Genomic DNA, 24793 nt, shown 5'->3' with positions numbered 1-24793 from the left:
TAAAAATGCGAATAAATGATTTTCATAACATTTTGGAGCTTATAAAACAAGATGTGCTTCATAGTGAAGCAGAGTATCTGAAGCTCTTAAAGGTTGTCGGAAACAATCAAAGATATGACTTTAGAAGTCAATTAAGTATCTATGATAAAAATCCTGAAGCGACAGCCTGTGCCAAGTTTGACTACTGGAGGGAACGCTTTAACCGAACAGTTATGCGAGGACAGAAAGGTATCCCCATTTTAGAGGACTATGGCACATTCAAAAAAGTGGACTATATTTTTGATATAGGTCAGACAGTGTCAAGAAACAGAGATGTCAACGAAGTAAATCTTTGGAAGTTTGACAAAGAAAACCATCAAGAAGTGTTAAAGGAAATGATTAAAAGCGAGGGCTATGAGGAAAGTAAAAGCACACTTGAAAACATCTTTTCTTTAAGCAGACTCTACGGTGATGAAAAAATAGATACCTTAATGAATGAACTTAGAGTAGCGGATGAGGATAGAATATCCTTTACCAAGTTTGTAAGGGACTCGGTAAGTTATACGGTAGCGTCAAGATTTAAGTTAGATTATTCGATAAATTATGAGCTTTTAAGAGAGAATTTTCAAAGACTTGACAGCATATCTCTAATGAGTCTTGGTGAAACCGTATCGGATATTAGCGGAAAGATTATTGATGCGACCATTCAAAAAAGCAAAGAACTTGAGCTTCAAAAAGAAGTTTTAAGAGGAAAAGAAGCGGGATATAATAAGATTAAAGAAGAATTAGAGGAGGTAGAAGCATATGTACTTCGACGAGATGATCAGGGAAGAAATGAAAACGAGCGAGTTCTCCGAAATGGAGAGTACGGACGAGATAATAGAGAAAATCAAGGAGAATACGCTAAACAGCTTGGAGGAAGAGACGGACTTCATAAGGAAGTATCCAAATCCGACCTACGCAGTGATGAGGCTGGAGTTTCTTTCACAGAGCGAGGAGCAGAGCCACTTCGAGATGTTAGTAGATCTATACAAGGAGAAGAAGTTGACAGGACACCTGATGGACATTCAGAAACAGGCGATAGAATTTATGAGAACAGAGAAACCGAAACTGATGGCAGCTTGGAAGATAGAGGACGAGAACAATCCGCAGTATGGGGCGATGATTTCAGCCCTCAAAGAAATGACCATCAAGGAAGTCGTGGAAATCTAAAAGAAAATACTGAGGCAGAGATAAGAGAAGCTGAAAAGGCTTCTTTTTCTTTACCTGAAAATCCCTATGGACAGATACGCCTTACGATTCCACTAACTGAGAAGGATATAGATACCGTCCTTATTAATGGAGGAAATCACGATGGCGGTAGACTTCCTGTTATTGCTGAGTTTTCCAAAGAAAAAACAGTAGAAGAATTGGGAGAATACCTCAAAGATACCTTTAAAGGAGGAAATGGATTTTACATTGATGAAAAAGAAGTATCTTCCTGGTATTCGAATAAAGGCATTCATTTAGCTTACGGAACATCGGCAAGAGAAGATGATACGCAGGTCTTAAACTGGAATGATGCTGCAAAGAGGATAAATGAACTTCTTAATAGTGGGGAATTTGCTACAAATGTAGAGCTTTTAGAAGCTCTTGATTATGAAAGAGATCGGATTTCAGAATCTCTATGGTATCTATCGCATGATTTAAGTGAAGAAGGAAAAGAGCAAGGATATTTTGAATTTTATGAAAGAGGTGGGGGCTTTCCGGAAGAAACAAAAAGACTCTCTGAGGCATTAAAAAATCCTGAATACCTAAAACAAATAATCAAAGAATACAGCAGATTTTTAGCAGGATACAAAGAAAATAGGAATGTACTAAGGTTTCACTATCACAAGGTAGATAGCCTTTATCAGAAATTACAGGAACTTGAGCTGCCACGAAAGGAATATAGCACCAATTTGACAGAACTTCCGAAGGTAAAGTCCTTTATTACAGAAGATGAAGTCCTTGAAAGTCTTTCAAGAGGAAGTGGCGTTGATAGAGGAAAAGAACGAATCACCAAGTTTTTTAAAGAAAATCATACGCTTCAGGAAAAAGCGAATTTCTTAAAAGACGAATATGGAATTGGAGGACATTCCCATGCTGTTTCCGGAGCAATGGGAAGTGATGAATGGCACGATGCTAAGGGACTTAAATTACAGAAAAATGATTGTAATGATGTGTTTCTTACTTGGACAAGTGTTGCAAAGCATATCGACGAGCTGTTTTCTAAAAATCTTTATCTTGAAGAAAAGGAAACAGAAAACAAGTCAGAGATTGAAGAACCACAATATTATTCCAAAGATGATCCTGAAAACCTAATGACCGATGAAATGCTTGAAAGAGTGCCGGAGCTTTACGCACAGGAGGATGTAGCATTACCGGATAAAGAGGTTCATGCTGCATATATCATTCCTTTCCGTTCAAATTGGACTTGGTATATGACGGAGTATGACAGGGAAAGCGGTGATGCCTTTGGACTTGTTCTTGGGATTGAGCCTGAATGGGGATATTTTAATCTTGAGGAGCTGAAGGAACTAAACGCACAAAGGCTTATTTTAGAGGATTTCCCAAAGACCTTTAGAGAGCTTAAAGACAGTGAACTTAAAAAACAGATGGATCAGCAGGAGCTTCAGTCTGTCTTTAACGGAGAACTTAGCTTTGAAAATAAAGCAGAGCTTGAAGCACCTGAAGAAACAGAAGAAGTTAAACGGGTTGACACAGTTCAGGCTACCTTATTTGATTACCTAAAGGATAGAGAAGAAGTTGAGCTGAATGAAAAAGAGGAAAGCCCTTTAGATGATTTGGCAGTTAAAGCAGGTGATACCGTCTATTTTCATCATGAAGAATACAAAGTCAGAGAAATTTCTAAAAATGAAATCACAGGAAGAAATGACTTATGGCTTGATCCGGTAAGAAGTGGTAATCATCAAATACCGATTGTAACATTTGATGATAATGAGGACTTATTAGAGCAGGTAAGCCTTGAAAGACCAAACTTTATCGTTGGAGATGAAGTCAGATACAAGGATAAAGACTATACCATCACACGCTTTGATGATATGGGAAATAACCTAAAGACGGTAACAGTTAAAGATAATACTGAATATCTTGGCGGTATGATAACAGGCTCCGATGTCATTCCTTATCGTCTGGAAAGCGACCTTGAGAGGATATTTGAAAATCTGACATATAAACATCCAGAGCAGACTACTGAAGAAGTAGAAATAAAGAAAGCAGAAGCTCATAACTTCAAAATTACGGAAGAAACGCTCCCTAACAAACTATCACCAAGTGAAAGGTTAAACAATAACCTTGAAGCAATCTCGATGTTAAATCGAATTGAAAGAGGTGAGAGAGATTTAGATATTACCGCTCAGGAAGTTTTAGCAAGGTATGTTGGCTGGGGAGGACTTGCTGATGTATTCGATGAAGAAAAAGGCGGACAGTGGAAAGAAGTGAGGAGCTTTCTAAAAGAGAACTTATCTCAGGCAGAATATGAAGCTGCAAGAGAATCTACTTTAACGAGCTTTTACACACCGAAAACAGTGATTGACGGAGTGTATAAGACGCTTTCGGATATGGGATTTAAACAGGGAAACATTTTAGAGCCAAGTATGGGAATAGGGAACTTTATAGGCAATATCCCTGATGAAATGAATAAGTCTAAGTTTTATGGTGTAGAGCTTGACTCTGTAAGCGGTCGAATTGGAAAACTCTTATACCCTGAAAGTGATATACAGATTAAGGGGCTTGAAGAAACTTCTTTCTCAAATAACTTCTTTGATGCGATTATCGGCAATGTACCCTTTGGAGAATACAAGGTAAATGACAGGGAGTATAACAAAAATAACTTCCTTATCCATGATTATTTCTTTGCCAAGTCCATTGATAAAGTAAGAAACGGCGGTATTATCGCCTTTATTACATCAAGTGGAACGATGGATAAAAAGGACGAAAGTGTAAGACGCTACCTTGCAGCAAGAGCAGAGTTTTTAGGAGCGATAAGACTTCCGAGCGATACCTTTAAGGGCGTAGCAGGAACAGAAGTAACCTCAGATATTATCTTCCTAAAGAAAAGGGACAGTATCAGAGAAAGGGATGAGGACTGGATTCACCTTGCTGAAGATGAAAACGGGCTTTTATATAACAAATACTTTGTTGATCATCCTGAACAGGTGCTTGGTTCTATGGAAGAAATATCTGGAAGATTTGGGAATACAATAGCTTGCCTGCCAAAAGAAAACACAGACTTAAAGGAGCTACTGACAAAAGCAAGCGAAGAAATCTCTAAAAATGCTAATTATGAAGAAATAGAGCTACTTGATGATGAAATTACCTCAATTCCTGCCACAGATGATGTTAAAAACTTTTCATATACCATTATTGATGATGAAGTTTATTACAGAGAAAATTCCCTGTTTGTAAAGAAAGAAGTAACGGATAAAAACAAGGAAAAGATTAAAGACTATCTTGAGTTAAATGCTGCCTTAAAGGATGTTATTTCCAAACAGAAAGAAGATTTTTCAGATGATGAAGTAAAGAAAGCTCAGGAAAAACTAAATGAAATTTATGACAGCTTTTCTAAGAAGCATGGATATGTCAATAACCTTTCTAATACCAGAGCCTTAAAAGAGGATAGCAACTTCCCGCTTGTTTCTTCCATTGAAATCCTTGACGAAGAAGAAAACTTCAAAGCAAAGGGAGATATTTTCTCCAAGCGAACAATCACAAAGGCGAAGGTTATCGACCATGTAGACACTTCCCTTGAAGCTCTTGTTTTATCGGTATCTGAAAAAGGATATGTGGATTTTGAGTATATGGGAAGCCTTACAGATAAAAACAGACCGACTTTGATAGAAGAACTTAGAGGGGAAATCTATCTAAACATCAGAGAAGAACAAAACTTTTATAGACCATTATCTTTTAACCTTGAAGATGGAGATCTACCTTTTGCCTGTGCAAACGGCAGTAATTCATATAAGTACGGCTATGTAACAAAGGATGAGTATTTAAGCGGAAATATCAGGGACAAAATTGCCATAGTAGACAGTTACCTTGCAAAGTTAAGGGAAACGGAAAGAGAGTTGCCTCATCTTGGCTATGCGGAAGATGGGAAAGAAAAAGAGCTGATAAGCTATGAGATGAACCGTTTGGAATATCAAAAGGCAGAGCTTACAAAAGTTCTTCCAAAGGAGCTTGAAGCAAGTGAAATCAATGTAAGACTCGGAGCTACTTGGATACCGATTAAGGATATTGAAAAATTCATCTTTGAAACGCTGAAAACTCCGGGATATGCCAAATGGGATATTAAGGTTAAGTTTTCAAATCTGACAAGTGAATGGAATGTTGAAGGAAAGAGCAGGGACAGAGGAAATGACCTTGCAGAGATGACCTACGGCACCTCAAGGGTAAATGCCTATAAGCTGATTGAAGATGCTCTAAATTTAAAAGAAACAAAGGTATTTGACCAGATTGTAAATCCGGACGGCTCGAAAACTTCTGTATTAAATAAAAAGGAAACGCTTCTTGCAGGGCAAAAGCAGGAGCTTCTAAAAGAAGAATTTAAGAACTGGATATTTAACGATCAGGAAAGAAGAAACCGTCTTGTAAAGATATATAACGAGCGTTTTAACTCTATCCGTAACAGAGAATATGACGGCAGCAACCTTTCTTTTGAGGGAATGACCACAGAAATTGATTTAAGACCTCATCAAAGAAATGCCATAGCAAGAAGCCTTTATGGAGGAAATACCTTGCTTGCCCATGTGGTAGGTAGTGGTAAGACCTTTGAAATGGTGGCGTCTGCGATGGAAAGTAAAAGGCTTGGAATGTGCAGTAAGTCCTTGTTTGTTGTCCCCAATCACTTAACAGGTCAAATCGGTCGTGAGTTTATGCAGCTATATCCGTCAGCTAATATTATGGTTGCAGATAAGAAAGACTTTGAGCCGAAAAACAGAAAAAGATTTATCGGAAGAATTGCCACAGGAGAGTATGATGCCGTTGTAATCGGGCATACACAGTTTGAAAAGATCCCGATGAGTAAGGAATATCAGGAGAAGCATATCCAAGATCAGATTGATGAAATTATAAACTATGTGGAGGAATATAAGCATGACAGAAATCAGAACTTTACGGTAAAGCAGCTTGAAAAAACAAAAAAGAAGCTGGAAACAAGGCTTGAAAAGTTAAACGATGATTTTAAAAAAGATGATGTCATTACCTTTGAAGAATTAGGTGTAGATAAGCTCTTTATTGACGAGGCACATAATTACAAAAATCTATACCTTTACACAAAAATGAGGAATGTAGCAGGTATTGGACAGTCTGAAGCCTTTAAGTCCTCCGATATGTTTATGAAGTGCAGATACATGGATGAAATGACAGGTGGAAAAGGTATTGTCTTTGCCACAGGAACGCCTGTCAGTAACTCGATGACAGAGCTTTATACTATGCAGCGTTATCTTCAGTATGAAAGCCTTAAAAAGAATAATTTGGAGCATTTTGATAGCTGGGCTTCTACCTTTGGTGAAACGCAGTCAGCTTTTGAATTATCTCCTGAAGGTACAGGGTATAGAGTAAAGACAAGATTTTCCAAGTTCTATAACCTTCCTGAACTAATGTCTATGTTTAAAGAAGTTGCGGATATTCAGACAGCAGATATGCTAAATCTTCCAACACCTGAAGCACACTATGAAGTTATTAAAACTTTGCCAAGTGAGGAGCAAAAGGAAATCCTAAAGAGCTTATCGGAAAGAGCTGATGATGTGAGAAACAGGGTAGTAGAGCCTGACGAAGATAATATGCTTAAAATTACCAATGACGGTAAGAAACTCGCCTTAGATCAGCGTTTAATCAATCCTTTACTTCCTGACAATCCTGACAGCAAGGTCAATGTGTGCGTGAAAAATGTCTTTTCCATTTGGGATAAGACAAGAGAAAATAAGTCCACACAGCTTCTTTTCTCCGATATGTCAACTCCAAAAGGAGATGGAGAGTTTAATATTTACGATGATATTAGAGAAAAACTTGTGGCAATGGGAATACCGAAAGAAGAAATAGCCTTTATCCATGAAGCAAATTCCGATAAGCAAAAGGATGAACTCTTTGCAAAGGTAAGAAAAGGCGAAATTCGTATTTTGATGGGTTCTACACAGAAAATGGGAGCCGGAACGAATGTGCAAAACAAGCTGATTGCACTTCATGACCTCGATGTCCCATGGCGTCCTGCCGACCTTGAGCAGAGAGCCGGAAGAATTGTAAGACAGGGAAATGAAAACAAAGAAGTTAGCATATACAGATATGTAACGGAGAATACCTTTGATGCGTACCTTTGGCAGACCATCGAGAATAAACAGAAGTTCATTTCTCAGATTATGACAAGTAAAACACCTGTAAGAGTGGCGGAAGATGTGGACGAAAGCAGCTTAAACTATGCAGAGATTAAAGCCCTTGCTACAGGTGATCCGAAAATCAAGGAAAAGATGGATTTGGATAATGAGGTTACAAAACTTAAAATGCTTGAAGCAAACTACAAGTCCAACCGTTACAGATTAGAGGATAAGGTTGCTAAAAACTATCCGGAAGAAATTTCAAGAACGGAAAAACTCATAGAAGCTGTCAAGAAAGATATATCAGAAGTTGAACCTAAAGCGGAAGGAGAGGAAAAGTTTACTTATATTACTATCGGTGGTGAGAAGATATTAGATAAAAAGTTAGCCGGAGAAAAGCTGCTTGAAGCTATTTCTACAGTAAAAATCAATGAAAGCAAAGTTATCGGGAAGTATAGAAACATGGATTTAGAGGTAAGTTACAACTTTTTCACCAATGAGCATAACTTCAGTTTAAACGGTGCTGCAAAGCATTCAGGAGAGCTTGGAACGAGTGCGGACGGTAATATTACAAGGCTTGATAATGCTCTTGAGAAAATGCCTGAGAAATTAAAGAGACTTGAAGAAAAACTCATCAGCACAAAGGAACAACTGGAAAATGCCAAAGAAGAATTAAAAAAGCCATTTGAAAAAGCGGAAGAATTAAAGTCTAAGATACTAAGGCTTGCTGAGTTAAATAAGCTCCTTGATATGGGAGAAGTGGAAGAAGAGAGAAATGACAATCCTCTTGTGGAAGATGTAAAACGAGCCATCATAGACTTCTGCAACAGAGAATATGAAGAAAACCATAGTTATGATGAGTTTGATACTCTATATCCTGACTTAAAGCATATCGGCATCGCCTATACCAATACACCTGACGAAAGACACGGCATCCAATATGAGCTTAATTTAGAAGCTAAAACATGGACACAGTATATTGATGATACTCCAATCAAAACAGAGAGCTTTGACTATGAAAGCAAGGGAGAAAATGAAGCTCTAAGGAATATGAAAAATGAAATAGAGCTATCCTCTTTTGAAGATTTAGTCTATGTGGATTCCGAGGACTTAAAGGCAACTCTGGGACTGGACATTGATGATGAAGGTAACTTCTATGATCCACTTTCTAAAGACCTTGATAATGATGGAATTGCTGACAGATATGACAATGACTTTAAGGACAGCGATTATTTTGAGTCAACCTATGATGTTGAAGATAATTTGCATACCAAAGAAGAAGCCACACAGAAAACGGGTGATAAACCATCTATCTTAGGACAGATAAGAGCCTATCAGGAAGAAAGTAAAACAGAAGAAAAGCAAACTGCAAAAGAACAGGAATATGTACGATAAGGGAGGGAAACCTCCCTTTTACCATGAAAGGAGATAAAACATGGATTACAAAACAATGAGAAATCAGATAGAAGATATGGTAAGTGATAATCACAAGGACTTTGTTAAGGCAGTTATCAGCATGGAAAAAGGTATCAACGATGAAAGTGCTTTGGATAAGCTCTATGAGGCTTATATGGACAATGACAGCCTTAATTTACTGCATGAGGAATTTGATTACATGATTGAAGATTTAAGAGAACAGGGGCAGATTAAAGATCTTCCTTATGTTCAAGAGGAGAAAGATAATCTTGTCAATATCGTTGGAAATATTGTAGGAAAGATCGATGTAGTTGAAAGAGAAAATAAGAACGGCGAAGCCTTTAAGGTAGTAAACTTCTCTGTGGCATCTAAAGATGATGAGGGCAATAAGGTATATCATAATTGCTCCGCATACGGAGAAAAGGGTGATATTCCAAAAGACTTTAAGCAGGGAGATTTTGTAAAACTCTTTGGACAGATCAGAACTTCCGTTGACGATAACGGCAAGGAACATACTAACATCAGGATACTTTCTTCAAAGCTCTTAAAGGCAAAAGAACAGATGAAAGGTCGAGATGAAAAGAAAGAGTCTGTGCTTGGAGCTATCAAAAAATATCAGGCTGAAGATAAGGAAAAGCCTAAAGAAAAGAAAGAAACATCAAAAGAAGCTGAAAGATAAACTTATGGTCGGTGTGGTCTTGGGACTGCACCGACTCTTTTTTTATTTGCGAAAAAAGGAGATGAAGATTATCTCTCCATCTCCTTACCCATATAAATTCCGTAATTTTTTCGTATCTTATAAAGCTCGTCCATAGTGGATTTTGAGGAAGAATACTCTTGCATAAGGGTGTTCTTTTTTTCTTGTAATTTATCAAGCTCAGCTAAAATATCCTTTGAATTTGGGAGCTTGGAATAGGATTTTTTAAGCTCTGAGAGAGCATTTTCATATAGGGTAATCTGAGCTTTGTACTCTTCAAAAAATGCCTTGTCAGACGGATTAGCAGTATATTCCTTGTAGCACGCTCTGTATTTTTTAACGGTATGAACTTGCTCCATAGTGGTAGAAAGCTTCTGCATTTCCTTATCAATAGCCTTGATTTTCTCTTGTATATTTTGCCTTTCATCGGCTGCTTTTTGAATATACTCGTCAAGCTGTTTAACGGATTTAATGCCATGTTCTCTGATATAAATAACAGACTCAGCCATTGTATGAAGGTTATGTTTGGTTGCCCAATATTCATAGCCTTTGCTTTCTTTTACTTTAACATTTGTGTTCATGTCAATAACATTGCCGATGCGTTTTTTGACGGCAGGAGTCTTGATAAACTCTCTTTCTGCAATTCGTTCTTTTAATCTTTCTTCGGTATAATCTTCTCCGATTGTTTTAGCCCTTGTAAATCTCGCCTTATCTTTTGGCTTAAAAGCAATGTGCTTACCGTATTTGATTTCATAGCCAAAATCAGCCATCTTCTTTAAAAATTCGTCCCAATCCTTAGACTGTTTAATCATTCTGTCAATGTCAAATTGAAGTTTACTTTTCCAAGAAGTTCCATGCTTTGCCTGTTCATTTTCATACCAAGATTTACCGTTAATCTTATATTTTTTCTTATAGCTTTCGTAAAACTCGTCAATGACAGATAGGCTATTTTCTTTGCAGAGTTTATCACTCTGATAACGGATTTGGTGGTAGCTTTTCTTGTTAGACTGGTAGCACCTACCTGTTACCATATTTACATTATTGAAGATGATGTGATTGTGGATATGCCCCTTATCTACGTGAGTAGATAAGACAAATTCGTACTCATCTTTGAGTATCTTTTTACACAGCTCCATACCAATCTGGTGAGCCAATTCAGGACTTGTTTCTCCCGGTAAAAATGATTGAATGAGATGTCTTGCAAGAACGGTTCCTTTTGTTCCTGCGTCATTTCGTGTCCTTAAAAACTGAGTATGAGCAGTTGATTCGTGGCATTTATGAGTGCTTACTAAAAGCTGCTCGTCTGTTTTATCTCCATTTACAATGTAGTCGATAGCAAGATTAAGAGTCGATTTTATTGGATGTATTTTTGTAATAGCCATTATTATTCACCTTCCGTTTCAGATGTTCTTTTCAGAAGTAGTGAATGAATTTGCCACAGCTCTTTTGAGAAATGTTCAATCTCTTTTTTTATATCACCGATGTCCTCTTTGTAGATTACACCTGTCGAATTTACTCGCTTTGCAATCTGATTGATGTTGTTTGTTGCATTAGAAAGTAAGCCTTGTAAATCTCTGAAAGGCTCTAAATCCACTTGATAAATTTCCTTTTCCAAAACGCATTTGCGGATGAAATGGCTCATGTTTCTACACTTCGCAAGTCTTTTTTTCTCTTCAAAAAGAGCCTTTTCTTCTTCAGTTAGTTTAATTTCAAGTCTTTCGTTTCTTATTCTATTTGCCATAGTTAGTTCCTCCTTTGAATGTATTTCGGGGTCTTAGGGTTCTCCCTAACAAGCTAAAAATTGATAAAAAAAGAAGCAGATCCCAAAGGGCTGCTTCATCAATTTTTCCGTAAGTGTCCGTACACTTACTGTGCTTGCTACAAAAGACTGATTATGGTAGCAAGCGTTAAGCACATATTGAATTCTAATATTAGTTTAAGTAATTGTACTTCTATATTTACTTGGTGTGATACCATAAGTTGATTTGAATATTTTAGCAAAATGTCCTGTGTGTGTATAGCCAACTTTTTCTGCTATCGTAGATATTTTATACTCAGGATTTTTCAGCAATAATAATGCCTTATTAAGCCTTAATTCTTTTAAGTACTCGTAGGGAGGAACACCGTAGTATTTGCGAAAAGCTAATTGAAATCGTGCAGGACTCATTAAAGCAATTTTAGAGAGTTCAAGTCCGTCAATATGAACCGATAAATCTTTTTTCATAGCCGATACAGCCCTTTTCAGATTTTGCTTATCTTTTTTAGTTAAAACAACGGATATATTTTTTTCCTTTTCTTCTAACTCTGTAATTATGATAGATAATAGTTCCATAACTTTGCTTTCCAAATATAAAGGCAAAATCTTTCCTTCAGCTTGGGATTCTCTTATCTGTTGAAATATAAAATTCAACTGCGGAGAATTTTGAGTTTTTAACAAATAAGAATTGAGAATCTTTGCTTTTTCATATTCAAAATCATCATATTTTAATTTTAAGAAAGTATCAAAGTATTCTTTGGTTAAGATTATTTTCGTAAACTTTACAGGCTTATTTGCCTCACAATAGGTATAAGTTTTCTTTTCTGTATTTAAGTAGCAATAGATACCTTTTTCTACATTATTTAACTTCCTTCCACCAACTTTAAATGAGCTACTTTCTGTTTCAAATTGACTAATCTCTAAATACTTTTCAGATACTTCAGTTATTTTTTCAAGTGTTTTGTTTGGAGTAAAGTTAGCGATTAAAATTAGAATTAAACTGCTGTCAAATTTTAGTATGCGAAAAGTACCTTTGCCAAAATGGGGATCTATTTGAAAGATTTGTTTGTTTTCAGTTGATAAAGTTGGAACAGGAATAAAAGGAGCGTCATGTACTAAGTTTGTTAAATAATCAATTACTGTTCTATCCATCAATTCTGCTCACCTCTTTTAATATCACAAATTTATTTAATTATATCACAAATTTATAAAAATGTAAATAGAAATACTGATGAAAAGCTTACAAATAAAGGGGTTACAAGGAATACCGAAATTCGTGGTTAGATTTTGAGTTATAAAAAATTAGCTTTATAATAAATGTAGTTAGTTAGATATAGCTAACGGTCAGGAAAGGAGATGGAATAACTAATGGAAAAAAAGAAGACAGGGATATCTTATGTATTCCAATTAGCAAAAAATGAGAGAAAAAAGCTACATTTAGGAATGTTTTTATCTGTCATTTCTGCGGCTTTATCATTAGTTCCTTATTTTGTAGTTTATAAGATATTACTAATGATATTCCAGAAAAATATTTCGTATACAGAAATTTTAATGTGGGCAGGTATAGGAATTATAAGTGCTGTTTTGCAAGCAATACTAATGTCCTTTGCGGGCATTTTATCTCATACAGCAGCTTTTAACACAATACACAGAATTAAGCTGAAAGTTGTAAATCATATTTCAAAATTTAATTTGGGATTCTTTCAAGAGCATGCCCCCGGAGAAATTAAAACATTGTTGTTTGATGATGTAGATAGAGTTGAAAATTTTTTGGCTCATAGCACTTTGGAATTAGCTCAGGCAGCAGTTGTTCCGGTTATTATGTTCATTTTCATGTTGAAATTAAATTGGATGATGGCACTTGTTATGCTTATTCCTATGATTTTGGGATTAGGAATTCCTATGATGCTAATGAAAAATTATCCGGATATGTCAATGGAGCTATCCGAAGATATTGCTGATTTAAATGCTTCGGCAAACGAATTTATAAAGGCTATGCCTGTAATAAAAATGTATCATTTAACAGCAGAAAAATTTGAACAATATAGAAGCTCATTGAATGCGTATATTACTTGTTGGAAAAAGATGTGTATGAGCTCTTGCTATCCTTTATCAATAACCTTAGTGGTTTTGGATTCAGCAATCTTATTTACATTGCCGTTCGGAGGATATTTCTTTTTGAGAAATTCTTTATCAGCAACATCCTATTTGCTATTTATTATGCTTACAATGTGCTTTTTTGTTTCGTTCTTAAATATGGTAACAATCTTTATGCAATCTATGGAGCTTGGAAGCGGATTGGATAACATAAAAAAAATAATGGATATGGATGAATTGAAAGACGGAACAAAAATCATAAACAAGAATGAGTGTATGAAAATAGATTTTAAAGACGTTACTTTCAGTTATGACGATGAAGAAACAAAAAATAAAGCATTACAACATATAAATTTATCCTTAAAACCGAATACAATAAATGCTTTTGTGGGACCTTCCGGTGCAGGCAAGACAACTGCTGCACAATTGATTGGGAGGTACTGGGATGTAACAAGTGGAGCAATTAAAATTAACGACATACCGATCAATGAATTAAAAATAGATAATTTGATGGACATTACATCATTTGTTTTTCAAGATGTATTTCTTTTGGAGGACACTCTCTATGAGAATATTCGTATGGGAACAGATACAGATGAAAATAAGATTATTGAGGCTGCAAAAGCAGCACAAATTCATGACTTTATTATGAGTTTACCGAATGGATATCAGACAAGAATCGGGGATCAAGGGGTGAAATTGTCAGGTGGACAGCAACAAAGAATCTCAATCGCAAGGGCAATACTCAAAGATTCTCCAATTATTATTTTTGATGAAGCAACTTCCTATTCAGATATAGAAAATGAGTATCAGATACAGTTAGCACTTCAAAACTTGTTGAAAAATAAAACAATCATTATGATTGCTCATCGTTTGCATACTATTAAGAATGCAGATCAAATTGTTGTATTTGATGAAGGGGAAGTCGTAGAGGTTGGAACACATAAAACTCTTTTAGAAAGAAAAGGGGTCTATGAAAGTATGTGGAATACATACACAAAAGATTACTTTGGAGAGGGGGTAAGTGCAAATGCTTAAGATTATTAGAACACTTCTGAAAGATAAAAAAGAAAAATTGTATTTACCGATTTTTCTAATGGTTATTGATTCGATAGGAAGCATTGTTTTGTATTTAATGCTCTATTTTACCGTTGTTAATATATTGCAAAATACATTAACTAAAACCTTAATCATAGAATATACGGTAATATGTTTCATCAGTATGGTTGCAAGGATACTGATTTATAGGCATGCATACTATTTGAGCTTTTCAAGAGGAGCTGAAATGTGTGGAGATATGCGTTTGGATTTAGCAAATCATTATAGGAGTTTGAGCCTTGGTCATTTCCAAAAAAATAGTAGTGGTTATCTATTATCAACTCTTACAAAGGATTTGAGTAGTTTTGAACTGATCATAACGCACACTTTACCATCGGTTATTAAAACGGCAGTTACAGCAATATTGATTTTATTAGGCACATTTTTTATCGATTGGAAGCTCGCATTATTAGAGTGTTTAGTATTGCTTATCGCATATCCTATGTTGATATGGGGCAACAAATTGATAGAAAAATACGGGGCAAGAAAAAGAAATTTAAATTCTAAGATGATTTCTATTATTTTAGAGTACATTCAAGGTATGAAAGCGTTTAAGTCAGCTAATATGACAAGTGAACATTTTGAAAGAATGATAAATACACTTGAAAATGTTAGAAAGACAAGCGTAAACGCAGAAAAGAAAATGGCGTTACCTACAAGTATGTACTTTATCACAGTTAACTTTTTGCTTCCGATAGTTCTTCTTATAGGAGGATATTTGCTTATAGATGGTAGTGTTAGAACTGAACAGTTTGTGGCTTTTATGCTTATGAGTTTAGCATTATCTGCACTTCTTATTGCCTTTCAACATTCCTATGGACTATTGAAAGATTTGAAATTAGCTGCAAGTAATCTTGAGAAAGCTTATGAAACGAAGCCATTGCCTTATTCTGAAAATGAAGTTGAATTAGAAAATTTTGATATTCAATTTAAGAATGTAAATTTTTCTTATGATAGAAATAAAACGATTCTGAACAATATTTCTTTTGAAGCAAAAGAAGGAACTTCTACAGCTTTAATTGGTCCTTCCGGTGGAGGAAAAACTACAATCGCTAATTTGATTGCAAGATTTTGGGATGTAAATAGTGGAGAAATTATAATTGGTGGAAAAAATATAAAATCCATAAAACCTGATGTGTTGCTTAAATATGTTAGTCAGGTTTTTCAAGATAATGTACTGTTAACCGATACTGTTTATAACAATATCAGGGTTGGAAAACCTAATGCAACAAAGGAAGAGGTTTATCAAGCTGCAAAATTAGCTTGTTGCCATGAATTTATTTTGAAAATGAAGGATGGATATGAAACGGAAATAAAAGATGGAGGAAGTACATTATCCGGCGGTGAACGACAAAGGATTGCTATTGCAAGAGCGATTCTGAAGGATGCACCAATTCTTTTGTTGGATGAATCTACAGCTTCTCTTGATCCTGATAATGAAGCTAAAATCAATAATGCTTTGGAGCATTTAATGCAAGGAAAGACAGTTTTTGTTATTGCTCACAGATTGAATACCATTAAAAACGCTAATCAAATTATTTTGATAAATAACGGAAGAATTGAAGAACAAGGAAATCATAATGAACTTTATGGAAAAAAAGGACATTACTATGAAATGGTAAATACACAGGAAAGAGCGAAAAAGTGGATGATAAAGGAGAATAGTTATGGAGAGGCTTAGTACTTTGAAAGAAAAGACAAAAGGTAAAGTTGTTGAAATTATTGGTGATACACATTTTCAAAGCAGAATAATATCTATCGGAATAACTGTCGGAAGCGATGTTGAAGTTATCCAGAATTATAAAAAGCAACCTATTCTCATTTATTGTAGAGATACGATGATAGCTGTCAATAAGATAGAGGCAGAGAAAATAATGATGGAGGAACTTTGAGATATGAAGAAAATAACGATTGCTTTGCTGGGGCAGCCTAATTCCGGAAAATCGACTTTGTTTAATGGGTTGACAGGCTCAAATCAACATGTTGGAAATTGGCCGGGTAAAACCGTTGAGAAAAAAGAAGGCGAATTTTCGTATAAAGATACCAATTATACGATTGTGGATTTACCAGGAACTTACGGATTATCAGCAAATTCAGAGGAAGAAGTTATAACAAGAGAATATATAGAAACCGGGAACGCAGACTTAATTGCTATTATGGCAGATGCTTCACAATTAAATCGAAGTCTATTTATGCTCTCTGACTACATTGGAATAAATATTCCGGTTGTCTTAATCATGAACATGATGGATGTTGCTACAAGTCAAGGGAAAAATATAAATATAAAGGGGTTACAAAAATCCTTGAATATACCTGTCATTCCTATCGTTGCGGCAGATAAAAAGGAATACAAAGAGTTTTATGCTTTTCTGGAGCATTCAGATAGAGGAAAAATTTTATCTGACGAAAATTTAGAAAGGGCATATGAAAATATTGTTGGAGATAACTATAAGCTATTAAAAAAACATATCCCTGATAAAGGTATAGGTGTATTTTCAAAGTCGTGGATTATCGGAAAATTATTAGATCAGGATGCAAAAGTAATTGCGTTAGTAAAAGATAATGTTGAAAAAGTCGAATTTGAAGAAATAGAGAACGTATTAAAAAGCATAAAAAATGGCAATTTAATAACCGGTAATTGTAAATTTGAATGGATAGATAAACTGCTAAATGCAAATGTTGTTCAGAAAAAGAGAGTATTTAAGAGAAGCAAATTTGATCGTATAGCCACAAGTAAAGCTTTCGGAAAACCTATGGCTATCGGAGTTATCATTTTAGGATTAGTTGCTTCTATGCTCATCGGATTTCCGCTAATGGGGTTATTTGGGTTTGTTATACCTAAAATATCAACATTGTTGGCAAAGGGGCTTGTTGCCATTGGAGTATCAAATTGGCTGATTTCACTTTTGTGTGGAGCCGTAATGACTGCAATTACTTTTGCATTGCAAATGGCAAGTTATGTATTGGGAATTAGCTTAGTATTTGGATTCTTGGAAGATGTAGGATATATGGCAAGAGTTTCCTATGTCTTTGACAACACTATGTCGAAATTAGGATTGCAAGGAAAAGCAATTATGCCGTTCTTGTTAAGTTTCGGTTGTAATATAGGTGGAATCACAGGAACGAGAGTAATTGATTCATGGGGACAGAGGGTTATGACGATTGCATTATCTTGGGTAGTCCCTTGCGGGTCAACATGGGGAGTAGTCGGGCTTGTTACAGGAACATTCTTCGGAAAACAGGCAGTATTTGTGATATTAAGCCTATTTGCAGTTGCTTTTCTACATTTACTAATCACATATAGGATTTTTAGAAAATCGCTTTATGAGGGAAGTGAACATTTTGGAATGATTATGGAACTTCCACCATATCACAAGCCACATTGGAAAAATTTACTTTCTTCTGTAATGAATAGGATGGGAAATGTACTGAAAAGGGCATTGAGTATCATTATCCTTATTTCTGTTATATTTTGGATTCTTGCCTATACGCCTGATGGAAATATAGCTAACAGCCTTATTTATAAAGTAGGAACATTTATAGAGCCTGTAACAAAATTGTTTGGGTTACCATGGCAATTATTTATGGCTTTTGTTGCTTCTGCAATGGGAAAAGAATCGGCATTAGGAGTAATGGCATCATTATTTACTTCTTCAGGAATATGGCATGCAGTTGAGGTTAAAGGGACAGTAGATACCGCTATTCTAAGCAATAATATGTTGACAATGATTTCAAAGCCGGAAGCCTTAGCATTTACTTTTGCCTTTTTCTTCAATATGCCTTGTTTAATGGCTCTTGCAGCTACTGCACAAGAAACACATTCAAAAAAATGGACGATAAAAATAGCACTGTATTATATATTATCGGCTCTAATTATATCTTGTGTTGCATATCATATTGGACTACTGATTTTTTAAGGTGTGATAAGTATGCTTATACAACTATTAGAAGTATTGAAAAAGAAAAAGACTTGCACTTTGCAAGAACTTGCTGAACTGACAGGTGAGGATTTAGATAGTGTAAAAATGAAAATTGAATATCTCGAAAATAATGGATATTTGGTAAAAACTAAAAGGTCTGCAACAAGTAAATGCCAAAGTCAATGTTCGGGATGCTCGAATTGTGTTGTTAATCAAGATGATATTTGGATTGTAAAAGATTGATAATAAACGGTAAATAAATGGAGGAATAAAATGGGAAAGTCTATATGTTTATTTCAAATAATAAGTCGCAATAAAAATAGCCCTTTTTCTATAAACTTTATATCTTAAGGTGACCCCACAAAGTTGGACCTAATACCAGAGTTAGAACTAAACTAGCCCTGGTATTTCTTTGTCCTATCCTACCCCTAGGGGTAGGAAATTTTTATGCTGCATTCTTCTTTCTGTATTCTATTGGTGATAAGTATCCTAATTTTTCTTTTATTCTTTCTTCGTTGTAATATTTTATGAAATCTTCAATTGTTTGTTTTAAGTGCTCGTATGAATAGAATTTATTTCCGTAATATATTTCTTGTTTTAATATCCCAAAGAAATTTTCCATTGGTGAGTTGTCTAAGCAATTTCCTTTTCTTGACATGGATTGAGTGATGTCATTTTCTTCTAGTTTTGATGTGTATTGCTTTACTTGGTATGCCCAGCCTTGATCAGAGTGGAATATTCTTTTTTCTTTATTTTTATTAGTTACCTCTATTGCTTTGTCTAAGGCTTTTAAGATTGGTTCTATTGTTGGGTGTTTTGATATTTCATAGCTAAGTATTTCACTGTTGTACATATCTAGGTATGGGTTTAGATAGAGTTTCTTTATTTGATATGTTCCTGTTTTATCTTTTTCTAAATACTTAAATTCTGTTGTGTCTGTTGTTATTTGTGTGTATGGTGTTTCCACTTTAAAGTTTCTTTTTATTTTGTTGTCTGATATTTTTCCTACCTGTCCTTTGTAGGATGAGTATTTTCTTGTTTTTCTTGAATAGCTTTTTACTTGAAGTTTTAACTTTTGAACTAATCGTTGTACTTTCTTTTTGTTTATTATCAGTCCTGATCTTTTTAACATTGCTGTTATTCTTCTGTAGCCGTAGTTTGGATTGTCTTTTCTTATTTTAAGTATTTTCTTTTCTAATTCTAGATCTTTATTTGGTTTATTTAAGCGTTTTTGCCAATACATGTATGTTGATTTGGCAATGTTAAAGTATTTTAACAAGTCTTTTAGTTTGTATTTATCTCTTAAGACTTTGATTGTTTCAGCAATTGTCTTATTTCTGTATCTGTCATTTGAGACAATTCTATCTTTTTTTTTATTGCATCATTTTCTAATTGAAGCCAATAGTTTTCTTCTTCTAATTTCTTTATCTTTTCTTTTAGTTGTGCTTGTGTTAATGATTCATTTTCTAAATTAGTTATGTTTGCTGATGATTCTATTTTAGTGTCTTTTGATCTCTTTGGGGATTTTGGCATTTTTGAAGGTCTTCCTCTCTTTTTAGATCTAAGTCCTTCAATTCCTTTTTCTCTATATTCATTGACCCATCGGGTGATTATTGATGGATTATTGATTTTAAGATTGTTTGCTAGGCTTTGATAGGACATTTCTCCTGTTAAGTACAAGTTTACTACATTTAACTTGAATTCCAAAGTATATTGTGTATTTTTTCTTTTTACTTTTAGTCCTTCATAGCCTTGTGATTTGTATGCATTTACCCAGCTTTTCACTACGCTTTCTGATGGTATGCAATATTTGTCTGATAAAGATTTATATGAGATGTTTGATTCTAAATATTCTTTTACTACTTTCATTTTGAATTCTGTGCTATATTTTGCCATTAAAAAACTGACCTCCGTTAGTTAGTTTTTAGGTCTAACTTTTGGGGGTCAGTTCAATCTGTCAGTCTTTTCATATACTCACTCGTCTAAACAATTAAATACAATTAAGGAAAGAACGGGTTTCGTTCATTTTAGAGGACTTTTTATGCCTATGTGCAGAAGTCCTCCTTTTTTTGTCTAAAAACGCAGACAAAAAAAGAAATGGAGGAAACTTTATGGCAAAAGAGTATTACCTTTATGTCAGAGGGCAAAAGGTAAAAGTCAGTGAAGATATTTATAAAGTCTACTGGCGAGAAAAAGAACACGAAAAGTATTTAGAGCAGGTGGACAAGAAAAACCACTTGCTCTTTTTTTCATCATTGGATCATGACGGGAATTTTGTGGATAACCTTGCTGATGAAAGTGTGGATGTAGAAAAAATAATTGAAACTCAGATCTTAATTGAAACAGTCAGAAAGGCTATGTCAAGGCTGAATGATGAAGAAAGGGACATCATAGAGCGTTTGTATTTTAATGATGAAACATTATCGAGTGTAGCAAGAAGTAAGAAAGTAAGCTATCAAGCTATACAATGGCGAAAAAACAATATTCTTAAAAAGCTAAAGGTGCTTTTGAAAGAATTTATAAAGTAAACGCCTTGTAGATGGGGGCAGATTTTCCTTTATAAATTGAAGGGAGATCTGTCCTTATATTTTTTTAAAGAAGTGATGAAAACAATAAAGTTGAAGAGAATCTCTCTTAAAGCCGTTAGGCTATTGTTCCTTGAAAACTGAATAGACCAAGGTAGGACTTTATCTACTTGTGGAGGATTATGACTTACGCCATGACCTTTCTGCTGAGAATAATTTCGGTTTAATGAATACTGAGTGAGTCAAGGAAACAAGAAAGCGAGCGATAAATAAGAATACATAAAAACAGATTTGGCAACCTGTTCAATGAAGCAAGTAGTGATAATGATACTTCAATAGTTTAAGCCGGCTCGTCTGGAATAAGAGGCGGAGGTGAGATTCCTATGTTGCTGCCAAGCACCTATCAATGTCGTTAAACTTAAAATGTAGAAGAAAACATATTTTGATTATAGAAAGTTTGTAAAGGAAGGAGGGGGGTCTGTGGATAGTGACTGGAATGGATTGGCTGATTTAATAGCAAATCTGATTACAAAATATGCTGGTGTTTTAGATTTAGATAATCTGCCCGATCCAACGCCAGCAAAAAATCAAGAGATTAAAAATAGTTTTGACATGGCAAAAACACTAATTGAGGCGGACTAATAAAGGTGTTATAATATACTTGAAATGATAGTCCAAACTTAAATTCAAAAAATTATATATGATATAGAAAGTTATATTGAGGTTAATGCTATGTCAAAAGAAAAAATAAAAGTATACCTCTATACACGAGTATCTACGTCAATACAGATAGAGGGGTATTCGTTAGAGGCACAAAAATCACGAATGAAAGCTTTTGCTATTTACAACGATTATGAAATTGTTGGAGAGTATGAAGATGCCGGAAAGTCAGGAAGGTCTATTGAAGGTAGAATACAGTTCAATCGAATGATGGAAGATATAAAATCTGGAAAGGATGGAGTATCTTTTGTTCTTGTGTTTAAGTTAGCAAGATTTGCAAGAAATGCCGCTGATGTTCTTTCTACACTTCAGATAATGCAGGATTATGGAGTTAATCTTATCTGCGTTGATGATGGCATTGATTCATCTAAAGATGCCGGGAAACTAATGATTTCTGTTTTATCAGCTGTGGCTGAAATAGAAAGAGAAAACATCCGTATTCAAACAATGGAAGGTCGCATTCAAAAAGCAAGGGAAGGAAAATGGAATGGTGGCTTTGCTCCGTATGGATATAAACTTGAAGATGGCAAGCTGTTTATAAATGAGGAAGAGGCAGTTGCAATAAGAACGATTTTCGACCAGTATGTAAATACTACGATAGGAGCCAATGGGCTATCTAAATACTTAGAGAATCATGGAATTAGAAAAATCCCAAGACAGAATGGAAAGAATCCTTTGTTTGATGCAGGTCTTATAAGAAAGATATTAAAGAATCCTGTATATAATGGGAAAATAGCATTTGGAAGAAGAACTTTAGAAAAAGTTCATGGTACAAGAAATGAATATAAGCAGGTTGAACAAGATGAATATCTAATATCTGAAGGTATACATGAAGCTATAGTTTCCGATGAAGTTTGGCAAGCTGCTCAGGTTAAGCTAAAATCTCAAGCAAAGAAATATGAGCATGTGAATAAAGGAAAAGATACACGCACACACTTGCTTTCTGGAATTGTAAAATGCCCTATATGTGGAGTGGGAATGTTTGGAAACAAGTGTACCAAGAAAAAGAAAGATGGCACAAAATATAAAGATTTTTATTACTATGGTTGTAAACATAGGCAGATGATAAGAGGTCATAAGTGTACATTCAGTAAGCAAATTAGAGAAGAATTGTTAGATGATGCTGTTGCAGAGGTGATTGTCAAGATTGTAAGTAATCCGAAATTTGCTTCTATGATGCAAGAAAAAATCAACATGAAGGTGGATACCTCTGAAATAGAAAAAGAAATAGATAATTACCAAAAGGAATTGAGGAAGTGTCATTCTACAAAGTTTAAGCTAATTGAGGAAATAGATAATTTAGATGTTGAAGATAAGCACTATAAGAGAAGGAAACAGGATTTAGATGATAGACTATATCGTATGTATGACAAAATAGATGAATTAGAATCATCACTAATTGATGCGAAAGCAAAGAAACAGACTATTGAAGCTGAAAAACTCACAGGAGATAACATATATAAGGTTCTGATCTATTTTGATAAACTCTATAAAGTCATGAATGATGTAGAGCGTAGACAGTTAATTACAGCTTTGATTTCTGAAATTCAAGTTTATGAAGAAAAACAACCTAACGGACAGTGGCTAAAATCAATTACTTTCAAGCTCCCAATTATAGACGATGACTTGAATATAAGTTTGGACAATAATGAACAAGTTGAGACTATAGCGTTGATACAAAAGATGTAAATTTAGAAATCCTGTATTTTAAGCAGTTTTATAAGCATTTTGTCTTTGATAGAGATGAAGAAGGATACGTCAAAAAGACTCAAAAAAACTACATGGACGTAAGAACAGTTTTGCAACTGGTATGAGGAGACACAAAAAATAATATAAACTCATTTTGTACTTTCTACAAGAGTAGCTTAAAAGGCTGCTCTTTTTTTATTAAAGGGTGTAAGGTTTCGTTACATCCTTTTTCAAAAGATGGAAAACTCATAAGCAACTTTACATATTCGCTTTTATAACATATAATAAAAGCGGAAATGAGAGGAGAGAGGACTATGAATACACTTAAAGAATATATCCAAGAAAATTTAGTAATCACCAACAAAGAAGCAGAAGAACTTGGATATACTAGGCATAATCTATCAGAATTAACAAAAATCGGACAATTAGAAAGATTAAGACCAGGTCTATATCAATTAAAAGGAAAAGTAATAGACGATTTTGTTTTAATATCATCAAATAGTAATCGAATTATATTTTCACATCAAACAGCCCTCTATCTCCACGACCTATCAGATAGAACTCCAAATGTATTTCATATATCTGTGCCCCAAGGCTATAATGCAAGCCATATCAAAAAAAGATATGAGGATCTACAAGTTCACTATGTAAAAAAAGACTTATACGAACTAGGAAAGACAGAAATAAAATCACCACAAGGCAACCTTATTCCAGTTTACGATATAGATCGAACAATTTGCGATATCATAATAGACAGAGAAAAAATAGATAAGCAAATTTTTACAGAAGCCATAAAAAGATACTTTAAATCACAAAATAAAAATCTAAGACGACTCATAAAATACAGTAGATTATTTAAAATAGAAAATGAAATTAGAAAATACATGGAGGTATTATCGTGATTATTATCGAGAGTATAAAGGGAAAGATAAGAAGTTTAGCAGAGAAGAAAAATACGTTCTTAAGAGCCTTAAAGTATAATATATTTGTACTTTTTATTTTTGGCGTTTCTTATTTTTTGAAATATGATATAAATAAGACACATACAAAAGAAATATTATTAATATTATTTCTATGTGAGGTTTCTTATTGGTTAACGGTTATAATTGGATCATTGGTTATTAAGAAGTTAAAAGTTAATAAATAAATTTTGGCACCTATTTTACAAAATGATAGGTTCTTTTTTGATTTCGGAAAATTAATGATGGGATATTGGCTAATATAATATGAAGTCGTAGAAGAAATATAACAACAACACGAATGCGAGATTTCTACGACCTATAAACCCTCTACAAGCTAAAAAAAGACCAGATAGACTATGAAATTTTAAAAGAAGCAATAGAGAGAACCTCAAACAAAAGAGGAAGCCAGGATATAATACAAGACTATGAGGAAATAATCGAGGACATAAAAGAGGATTCATACCTAAGATCCTTGTGGGAAATATATATCAGTGAAAATAAGTATATTGGAGATCTGAGCTTTGATAAGGTTGTTGATGTAGTGATAATTATTTCAAATAGGATTAATGAGATGTAATTAAA

Annotated in this window: 16 protein-coding genes and 1 pseudogene; 12 read left to right on the top strand and 5 right to left on the bottom strand. The window is 34.5% G+C overall.

The window, feature by feature from the left end:
- Window positions 1–5 precede the first annotated feature (5 nt).
- Window positions 6–8726, top strand: a complete 8721-nt coding sequence (locus GAN53_RS08995; RefSeq protein WP_151410734.1) for a helicase-related protein — start codon at window positions 6–8, stop codon at window positions 8724–8726.
- 40 nt (window positions 8727–8766) lie between these two features.
- A complete protein-coding gene (locus tag GAN53_RS08990; RefSeq protein WP_151410733.1) occupies window positions 8767–9426 on the top strand; it encodes a single-stranded DNA-binding protein in 660 nt (219 codons plus the stop codon).
- Window positions 9427–9494: 68 nt separating this feature from the next.
- On the opposite strand, the gene GAN53_RS08985 is transcribed toward GAN53_RS08990, so the two are convergent.
- The 3 genes from GAN53_RS08985 to GAN53_RS08975 all read right to left on the bottom strand — a co-directional run bounded on the left by GAN53_RS08985 (window position 9495) and on the right by GAN53_RS08975 (window position 12352).
- Window positions 9495–10826 (bottom strand): relaxase/mobilization nuclease domain-containing protein, encoded by a 1332-nt coding sequence (locus tag GAN53_RS08985; RefSeq protein WP_151410732.1) that lies wholly within the window; start codon window positions 10824–10826, stop codon window positions 9495–9497.
- A gap of 2 nt (window positions 10827–10828) precedes the next feature.
- Window positions 10829–11185 (bottom strand): plasmid mobilization protein, encoded by a 357-nt coding sequence (locus GAN53_RS08980; protein ID WP_000013381.1) that lies wholly within the window; start codon window positions 11183–11185, stop codon window positions 10829–10831.
- 195 nt (window positions 11186–11380) lie between these two features.
- Window positions 11381–12352 carry a helix-turn-helix transcriptional regulator gene (locus GAN53_RS08975; RefSeq protein WP_000376298.1) on the bottom strand — a complete coding sequence of 324 codons (972 nt, stop codon included), beginning with the start codon at window positions 12350–12352 and terminating at the stop codon, window positions 11381–11383.
- 216 nt (window positions 12353–12568) lie between these two features.
- Here GAN53_RS08975 and GAN53_RS08970 point away from each other — a divergent pair, with 216 nt between their 5' ends.
- Genes GAN53_RS08970 through GAN53_RS08950 form a run of 5 tightly spaced genes read left to right on the top strand, consistent with a single transcriptional unit; the run spans window position 12569 to window position 18558 of the window.
- On the top strand, window positions 12569–14335 hold the full coding sequence (locus tag GAN53_RS08970) for an ABC transporter ATP-binding protein (protein ID WP_151410731.1): 1767 nt from the start codon (window positions 12569–12571) through the stop codon (window positions 14333–14335).
- Window positions 14328–16076, top strand: coding sequence for an ABC transporter ATP-binding protein (locus GAN53_RS08965; protein WP_000912753.1), 1749 nt, complete (start codon window positions 14328–14330; stop codon window positions 16074–16076). Before GAN53_RS08970 ends, GAN53_RS08965 begins: the two co-directional genes overlap by 8 nt.
- Window positions 16063–16287 (top strand): FeoA family protein, encoded by a 225-nt coding sequence (locus GAN53_RS08960; RefSeq protein WP_000440564.1) that lies wholly within the window; start codon window positions 16063–16065, stop codon window positions 16285–16287. Before GAN53_RS08965 ends, GAN53_RS08960 begins: the two co-directional genes overlap by 14 nt.
- 3 nt (window positions 16288–16290) lie before the next feature.
- Entirely contained in the window at window positions 16291–18312 is a 2022-nt protein-coding gene (gene feoB / locus GAN53_RS08955; RefSeq protein WP_000724384.1) for a ferrous iron transport protein B, read from the top strand.
- A gap of 12 nt (window positions 18313–18324) precedes the next feature.
- Entirely contained in the window at window positions 18325–18558 is a 234-nt protein-coding gene (locus GAN53_RS08950) for a hypothetical protein (RefSeq protein ID WP_000908215.1), read from the top strand.
- A 202-nt stretch (window positions 18559–18760) separates the two neighbouring features.
- Here GAN53_RS08950 and GAN53_RS08945 read toward each other — a convergent pair whose 3' ends face one another.
- The gene (locus GAN53_RS08945; protein WP_263969942.1) at window positions 18761–19630 is read right to left on the bottom strand and encodes an IS3 family transposase; all 870 of its coding nucleotides are present in this window, start codon (window positions 19628–19630) and stop codon (window positions 18761–18763) included.
- Complete coding sequence (locus GAN53_RS08940) at window positions 19618–20211, bottom strand: helix-turn-helix domain-containing protein (protein WP_151409095.1); 594 nt, start codon at window positions 20209–20211, stop codon at window positions 19618–19620. Before GAN53_RS08940 ends, GAN53_RS08945 begins: the two co-directional genes overlap by 13 nt.
- 215 nt (window positions 20212–20426) lie before the next feature.
- On the opposite strand from GAN53_RS08940, the gene GAN53_RS08930 reads away from it, so the two are divergent.
- The 5 genes and pseudogenes from GAN53_RS08930 to GAN53_RS09960 all read left to right on the top strand — a co-directional run.
- Entirely contained in the window at window positions 20427–20843 is a 417-nt protein-coding gene (locus GAN53_RS08930; RefSeq protein WP_001051307.1) for a sigma factor-like helix-turn-helix DNA-binding protein, read from the top strand.
- Window positions 20844–21320: 477 nt separating this feature from the next.
- On the top strand, window positions 21321–21482 hold the full coding sequence (locus GAN53_RS08925; RefSeq protein ID WP_000376605.1) for a hypothetical protein: 162 nt from the start codon (window positions 21321–21323) through the stop codon (window positions 21480–21482).
- 90 nt (window positions 21483–21572) lie between these two features.
- Entirely contained in the window at window positions 21573–23249 is a 1677-nt protein-coding gene (locus tag GAN53_RS08920) for a recombinase family protein (RefSeq protein WP_151410730.1), read from the top strand.
- A gap of 314 nt (window positions 23250–23563) precedes the next feature.
- On the top strand, window positions 23564–24151 hold the full coding sequence (locus GAN53_RS08915) for a type IV toxin-antitoxin system AbiEi family antitoxin domain-containing protein (protein ID WP_023054946.1): 588 nt from the start codon (window positions 23564–23566) through the stop codon (window positions 24149–24151).
- Window positions 24152–24485: 334 nt separating this feature from the next.
- A pseudogene (locus tag GAN53_RS09960) lies at window positions 24486–24788 on the top strand (nucleotidyl transferase AbiEii/AbiGii toxin family protein); the annotation flags it as partial.
- Between the last annotated feature and the right edge of the window lie 5 nt (window positions 24789–24793).

It is taken from the genome of Anaerococcus sp. Marseille-P9784, from assembly GCF_902500265.1.
Classification (GTDB): domain Bacteria; phylum Bacillota; class Clostridia; order Tissierellales; family Peptoniphilaceae; genus Anaerococcus.
Note: the sequence above shows the minus strand (reverse complement) of the source record. Positions and strands in the feature narration are given on the sequence as shown.

Coding starts and splice junctions, on each gene's coding strand:
- GAN53_RS08950 (WP_000908215.1), top strand. CDS start 18,325: ATGCTTATACAACTATTAGAAGTATTGAAAAAGAAAAAGACTTGCACT.
- feoB (WP_000724384.1), top strand. CDS start 16,291: ATGAAGAAAATAACGATTGCTTTGCTGGGGCAGCCTAATTCCGGAAAA.
- GAN53_RS08960 (WP_000440564.1), top strand. CDS start 16,063: ATGGAGAGGCTTAGTACTTTGAAAGAAAAGACAAAAGGTAAAGTTGTT.
- GAN53_RS08975 (WP_000376298.1), bottom strand. CDS start 12,352: ATGGATAGAACAGTAATTGATTATTTAACAAACTTAGTACATGACGCT.
- GAN53_RS08990 (WP_151410733.1), top strand. CDS start 8,767: ATGGATTACAAAACAATGAGAAATCAGATAGAAGATATGGTAAGTGAT.
- GAN53_RS08985 (WP_151410732.1), bottom strand. CDS start 10,826: ATGGCTATTACAAAAATACATCCAATAAAATCGACTCTTAATCTTGCT.
- GAN53_RS08995 (WP_151410734.1), top strand. CDS start 6: ATGCGAATAAATGATTTTCATAACATTTTGGAGCTTATAAAACAAGAT.
- GAN53_RS08980 (WP_000013381.1), bottom strand. CDS start 11,185: ATGGCAAATAGAATAAGAAACGAAAGACTTGAAATTAAACTAACTGAA.
- GAN53_RS08920 (WP_151410730.1), top strand. CDS start 21,573: ATGTCAAAAGAAAAAATAAAAGTATACCTCTATACACGAGTATCTACG.
- GAN53_RS08940 (WP_151409095.1), bottom strand. CDS start 20,211: ATGGCAAAATATAGCACAGAATTCAAAATGAAAGTAGTAAAAGAATAT.
- GAN53_RS08915 (WP_023054946.1), top strand. CDS start 23,564: ATGAATACACTTAAAGAATATATCCAAGAAAATTTAGTAATCACCAAC.
- GAN53_RS08970 (WP_151410731.1), top strand. CDS start 12,569: ATGGAAAAAAAGAAGACAGGGATATCTTATGTATTCCAATTAGCAAAA.
- GAN53_RS08930 (WP_001051307.1), top strand. CDS start 20,427: ATGGCAAAAGAGTATTACCTTTATGTCAGAGGGCAAAAGGTAAAAGTC.
- GAN53_RS08965 (WP_000912753.1), top strand. CDS start 14,328: ATGCTTAAGATTATTAGAACACTTCTGAAAGATAAAAAAGAAAAATTG.